A 5976-nucleotide genomic window follows, 5' to 3' on the forward strand; every position below is an offset into this window, starting at 1 on the left:
GCTTCACATTCCACTCAATAAACTAAAAGCCCCCTGCTTATAACCACACATCCCCCCACACAATTCACAGTGCTTTTTTTGAATTTGGACCTTTTTTGTATTGCAAGCAGCGTCCAAACACTTCCAATATACTTCCTTCAGAATTTCTCTCATAGCAAAAAAACGCTGCACGCCTGCGTTCTCTTCACACCGCCTCTTTTTTTCACTATCCCTCCATCATGGATAAAAAGATGATAAAACACGAAGCTCAAAAAACACTTTTTGAAAAAATCTTAAAACATCGCTTAGCCCCTCTGATAAATAGTCATCGTCTTTTTTTTATTTTTATAAAACCATAGCAGCACATACCGTATCGGCTCTCTCCCCCCCTCAAAGTTGATAAAACAGCACTGAAATATTCCCTACAAGGAAAAAACTTCAAAGAAGCAATATCAATTCAACAAACATCCTTAAATAAAAAATATTTCCCCTTCAAAGCTCCCCGAAACATAAAAATCAAGCGATTGGCAATAAACCGTTCTACGTCACTCAATCACCCACCCCCACTCATATTTTTTGCTTTTTTACTTTGAATAAGCCATCCATCATACAGCCATTTCGAGCAACCACCAGCAAGGTTCTAAAAACTCTCCTGAAAAACGTTATGAAAAAGAAGAGGGCGAGGTTATTTTATCTCTAGCAGAAGCTCTGAAATTATTTTATATTAAGGAGGGTGTTCTGCGCTTCTCGACAGGAAATAACGTATTCCTGAGACCTTAATGATCTCCAAGGGAGCTGTCCCTGATCAAGCCCGTGGGCTTTTTCATATGGCGCCCACCTATTTGTATAGGTTCCCGGGATCAGCTTTTTCCATCGGCTGTTGTGGATCACCCTTTATTTGTATTAACTTTTTTGCATAAAAATTTTTCCAGCTAAAATTGAGAGCATCTTTTTACATAAGACCAATGACGATACTCTTTTCAAGAAATAAAAATTACGATAAGCTTTATTTTATAAAACAGACAGCACTTACAAAATAATCCCCTCTGTGACTGCTTCACCCCTTCGCACGCAAGCAACGCAAAAGCGGCTTGTTGCACCAAGATACCCCCTAAAGAGCACACACTTTTTTCATGCTTTTTTTCATGAGCAAAGCTCTTATCCATACAGAGATTTACAAAACGCCAACAATGGATAAAATACCAGCATCTTATAAAATAATTGACGAGACAATGACAAACAATCCCCTCTGTGAATCTGCTTCATCCCTTCGCACACAGCAACGCAAAAGCGGCTTGTTGCACCAAGATACCCCCTAAAGAGCACACACTTTTTTCATGCTTTTTTTCATGAGCAAAGCTCTTATCCATACAGAGATTTACAAAACGCCAACAATGGATAAAATACCAGCATCTTATAAAATAATTGACGAGACAATGACAAACAATCCCCTCTGTGAATCTGCTTCATCCCTTCGCACACAGCAACGCAAAAGCGGTTTATCGCGTCGTGATGCTCTTTTAACAGAAGAGCGCGCACTCTTTTCGCAGCGTGCTTGTTGCCACTTTATTGAATACCTTGAAAGGAAGGGAACCGATTTTTCACGCCTCATTTTAGCAGGCTATTGGCCCATTAAATCGGAAATTGACCCGCGTCCTTTACTGGATGCTGTAGCGTTACGCGGTGGGCATTTAGCCTTACCAGCAGTTCTTGATTCCACCACCATGATTTTCCGTGCATTTTCGCCCAGCACAATTTTAGAGCCCATGCGTTTTGGCACCTTTGGTCCGGGTGCAGACAATGACGTTGTTGCCCCCAATAATATTATTGTTCCGCTTTCTGCATTTGATCGTCAATGTCACCGTCTTGGCTATGGAGGAGGATACTATGACCGTGCTGTTGCAGCTCTTGAAAAACAAGGGCATCAAATGATATTATGGGGCATAGGATTTTCATGTCAGGAGGTTTCCTCTATTCCCGCAGCAGAACACGATCTACAGGTACAAGGAATTTTTACAGAAAAAGGTTTCTTAAAATGTTAAAATGTGATTAAAGCGCCTATGCGTTTTTTATTTTTAGGTGACATTGTTGGTAGCACAGGCTGTAAAGCTGTTTTTGAATACCTTCCTCAACTGATTGAGAAATGGCAGCTTGATTTTGTTGTGGTAAATGGTGAAAATGCCTCTGGTGGTTTTGGTCTCACACAAGAAACGTATCAAGATCTTTTGATGACCGGTGTTGATGTTGTCACCACAGGTAATCATGCTTTTTCTCACAAAGAAGCATTGCAGTATGCCCATGAGAGTGATCGTTTTTTACGCCCTGCCAATTTTTCGAAAGAAACTCCTGGAAAAGGTTCTGGTGTTTTTACGGCAAAAAATGGCGCCCGTGTTCTTGTCGCCAATCTGTTGGGCAACGTTTTTATGCCGTGTAAAGTAGAAGATCCATTTGAAACAGCGGAAAATATTCTGCTTGCCTGTTCGTTGATGGAGCAAGCCGACACGATTATTTTTGACTTTCACGCAGAAACGACAAGCGAGAAGCAATGTTTTGGTCATTTTCTTGATGGTCGTGTGAGTGTTATCGTTGGCACCCATACGCATATTCCCACGGCTGACGCGCAAATCTTAGAAGGTGGGAGCGCCTATTTAACAGATGCAGGCATGTGTGGAGATTATAACTCATCTCTTGGAATGGATAAAGAAGAACCCTTACACCGTTTTCTTTATAAGACGAAGCAAGATCGTTTTGAACCGGCGTGCGGTCCTGCCACCCTCTGTGGTTTAGCGGTTGAGATTTCAGATCGCACCGGTTTAGCAGAAAAGGTCTCGGCGGTACGGATTGGTCCTCATTTAAAGCCTGAAGTTCCGGATTTTTGGTAGCTTCTTTTAAGCCGCCCCTTTGATAGTTTCTTTCCAAGATTTCCTTTTGAGAACTCTATTTGGCAAGACGATTTTTCCAGCCCTTCCCAAATTCCTACTAAAAACACCCCGCCCTCCAATTTACCTAATACAGCAACTTTTCTAGCACAAATAAGTCACTCTTTTAAAAAAAATAAAGGATAAAGGATAAAATTTTTCGTGATTTTTAAAACGATGAGAAGGAGGTTTTATTTCGACATTTCTGCGGGGGGGGGGGAGGAGAAATGTTAACCCCCTTCTCTAAAAAAAGCTTTATATAATAATTTATTATTTAGCAAGAGCCTCTTTAATCTTTTTTTGATTCTAACGAAAATTTAATCTTAAAATTGCTTGCTGTTTTTGAGGTTTGAGCTCTCTAAAACTTTTCAAAAGAATGTATTCTTCTTTGCTTGAGATCTCATCATCACAAGGATACAAGACGTCTTCTTTTGTTGAGAGACCAGAATAAAAAAAGGAAATGGGAACATTAAGAATATCGGCAATTTCTTGTAAACGCCCCGCCCCTATACGATTGAAGCCTTTTTCATATTTTTAGATTTGTTGAAAGGTTACTCCTAACTGGCTGCCTAATTTCTTTTGCGACCTTCCGATCATTGTTCTTTTCAAGCGAATTTTTTTGCCAATCGAAATATCGTTAAAATGTGGATTTTTAGCTTTCACTTCGCACCCCCTGCCGAGTACGAGCGCCTCTTATGCGTATTCCGGGAGTCTGAAAGTACTGAGTTCAGTCAGCTTTTTTTGCTTTTAGTGCTAGAGAGCACTTGGACATAGCAAAAACTCCCGGAATCCCGGGACACCCACAAGAGTAGGTTCATTTTTACACTCGGATTTTAGGGGTTTTTGAATCCCTGTTGATCGCTGCGTAGACGACCAAAGTTACCCTTCAAGGTATAAAGTAATTTCAGGAAATTGGCAATAAAATTTAAAACAGTGTTTTTATCTCATGAGATAATCAAACACAAAAATGCTTGCTGTTTTTGAGGTTTGAGTTCTCTAAAACTTTTCAAAAGGATGTGCTCTTCTTTGCTTGAGATCTCATCATCATAAGGATACAAGACGTTTTCCTTTGTTGAGAGACCAGAATAAAAAAAAGGAAATGGGAACATTAAGAATATCGGCAATTTCTTGTAAACGCCCCGCCCCTATACGATTGAAGCCTTTTTCATATTTTTGGATTTGTTGAAAAGTCACCCCTAACTGACTGCCTAATTTCTTTTGCGACATTCCAAGCATTGTTCTTTTAAAGCGAATTTTTCTGCCTATCGAAATGTCGTTAAAGTGTGGATTTTTAGCTTTCACTTCAAGCTCCCCTGCCGGTTGCGAGCGCCCTCGCATGAGTATTCCGGGAGTCTGAAAGTACTGAGTTCGAATCAGCTTTTTTTGCTTTTAGTGCTAGAGCGCACCTGGACATAGCAAAAACTCCCGGAATCTCGCGATACTTATAAAGCAGGCTAATGTTTCATCTTGGATTTTCAGGCTTTGGGTTTCACCATTCAACCACACTGTACGACGAGAACCCTGGTGCTTGTTCATAAAATAATTTCTGGAGACCAGCAATAAAAATTAAAACAGTGTTTTTATCTCATGAGACAATCAAACACAAAATTGCCTTCTGTTTTTGAGGTTTGAGCTCTCTAAAACTTTTCAAAAGAATGTGCTCTTCTTTACTTGCGATCCCTTCATCACAGCAATACAAGGCATTTTCTTTTGTCGAGAGATCCGTATAGAAAAAAGAAATGGGAACATTGAGAATATCAGCAATTTCTTGTAAACGCCCCGCCCCTATACGATTAGAGCCTTTTTCATATTTTTGGATTTGTTGAAAAGTCACCCCTAACTGGCTGCCTAATTTCTTTTGCGACATTCCCAGCATTGTTCTTTTAAAGCGAATTTTTCTGCCTATCGAAATATCGTTAAAGTGTGGATTTTTAGCTTTCACTTCAAGCTCCCCTGCCGGTTGCGAGCGCCCTCGCATTGGTATTCCGGGAGTCAAAAACACTGAATCCGAGTCAGCTTTTTTGCTTTTAGTGCTAGAGCGCACCTGGACATAGCAAAAACTCCCGGAATCCCGGGACACCCACAAGAGTAGGTTCATTTTTACGCTCGGATTTTAGGGGTTTTTGAATCCCTCTTGGTCGTTGCGTAGACGACCAAAGTTACCCTCTAAGGTATAAAGTAATTTCATGAAATTAGCAATAAAATTTAAAAACAGTCTTTATTTTATGAGCTCCACCCCCACCTCTCAAACTTTTATGCTCGCTCGTAAAAACTCCAAAACCATGAAATAAAACCCACGTTTATTGAGAGGACTAATAACCCTTTATTTTTGAGATCAAGCCTCCCAAAAGCACACCTAACAACATATCACCCCCTCCCAAAGCCATTTTTGAGAGACATCTTACAGATTTACACTGTGATACGTTGGATTTTTGCGCCACAACGAGCCGATTTTTCTTCTAATCTCTCAAATCCACGATCAAGATGATAAACACGATTGACGATTGTTTCTCCCTTTGCTGCCAATGCTGCAATCACAAGAGAAACAACAAGCGCGCAAATCAGTCGCCATGACGGGAGCCCCTTGCAAATTCTCTGTTCCATGAGATGCGTTGCTCTCTCGCCCATCAAGCTTTATTTGCCCCTCAAGCGATTGAGTTCTTGAACATGCATAAAACGATTTTCAAAAATCGTCTCTGTAATCCGCGCGGTTCCCTCAACCCGTGTCATAAGCGCCGTAAACGACACTGAAAACAATGATACAAGTCTCTATTTGTTTGTTTTATGAACCCCACCCGCCTCTCAAACTCTTATGCTCGCTCGTAAAAACCATGAGATAAAACCCACGTTTATTGAGAGGACTAATAACCCTTTATTTTTGAGATCAAGCCTCCAAAAAGCACACCTAAAAATATATCGCCCCCTCCCAAAGCCATTCTTTGGAGCATATCTTTGAAAGCTTTACACTGTGATACGTTGGATTTTTGCGCCACAACGAGCCAATTTTTCTTCTAATCTCTCAAATCCACGATCAAGATGATAAACACGATTGACGATTGTTTCTCCCTTTGCTGCCAAT

General features: G+C 40.6%; 4 protein-coding genes, 1 other RNA gene and 3 pseudogenes. 4 read left to right on the forward strand and 4 right to left on the reverse strand.

Translation table 11 applies throughout. The features are described from left to right. The first annotated feature begins 711 nt into the window (after positions 1–711). The 4 genes from ssrS (at position 712) to ACFIN0_RS04900 (ending at position 2861) form a co-directional block, all read left to right on the forward strand. Positions 712–872: non-coding RNA, 6S RNA (gene ssrS, locus ACFIN0_RS04885), on the forward strand. A gap of 252 nt (positions 873–1124) precedes the next feature. Next, complete coding sequence (locus ACFIN0_RS04890; RefSeq protein ID WP_375702041.1) at positions 1125–1298, forward strand: hypothetical protein; 174 nt, start codon at positions 1125–1127, stop codon at positions 1296–1298. Between the two features lie 117 nt (positions 1299–1415). Then, on the forward strand, positions 1416–2021 hold the full coding sequence (locus ACFIN0_RS04895; RefSeq protein WP_375702057.1) for a 5-formyltetrahydrofolate cyclo-ligase: 606 nt from the start codon (positions 1416–1418) through the stop codon (positions 2019–2021). Positions 2022–2039: 18 nt separating this feature from the next. After that, complete coding sequence (locus ACFIN0_RS04900) at positions 2040–2861, forward strand: TIGR00282 family metallophosphoesterase (RefSeq protein ID WP_375611657.1); 822 nt, start codon at positions 2040–2042, stop codon at positions 2859–2861. 342 nt (positions 2862–3203) lie between these two features. Here ACFIN0_RS04900 and ACFIN0_RS04905 read toward each other — a convergent pair. The 4 genes and pseudogenes from ACFIN0_RS04905 to ACFIN0_RS04920 all read right to left on the reverse strand — a co-directional run. Beyond that, positions 3204–3560, reverse strand: a pseudogene (locus ACFIN0_RS04905) (helix-turn-helix domain-containing protein). Positions 3561–3841: 281 nt separating this feature from the next. Further along, positions 3842–4235 (reverse strand): annotated as a pseudogene (locus ACFIN0_RS04910) (helix-turn-helix domain-containing protein). A gap of 247 nt (positions 4236–4482) precedes the next feature. Further along, complete coding sequence (locus tag ACFIN0_RS04915) at positions 4483–4875, reverse strand: helix-turn-helix domain-containing protein (RefSeq protein ID WP_375675217.1); 393 nt, start codon at positions 4873–4875, stop codon at positions 4483–4485. A 431-nt stretch (positions 4876–5306) separates the two neighbouring features. Further along, a pseudogene (locus tag ACFIN0_RS04920) lies at positions 5307–5639 on the reverse strand (UDP-N-acetylglucosamine 1-carboxyvinyltransferase); the annotation flags it as partial. Between the last annotated feature and the right edge of the window lie 337 nt (positions 5640–5976).

This window comes from Bartonella sp. AA89HNZF, from assembly GCF_042196905.1.
Lineage (GTDB): Bacteria > Pseudomonadota > Alphaproteobacteria > Rhizobiales > Rhizobiaceae > Bartonella.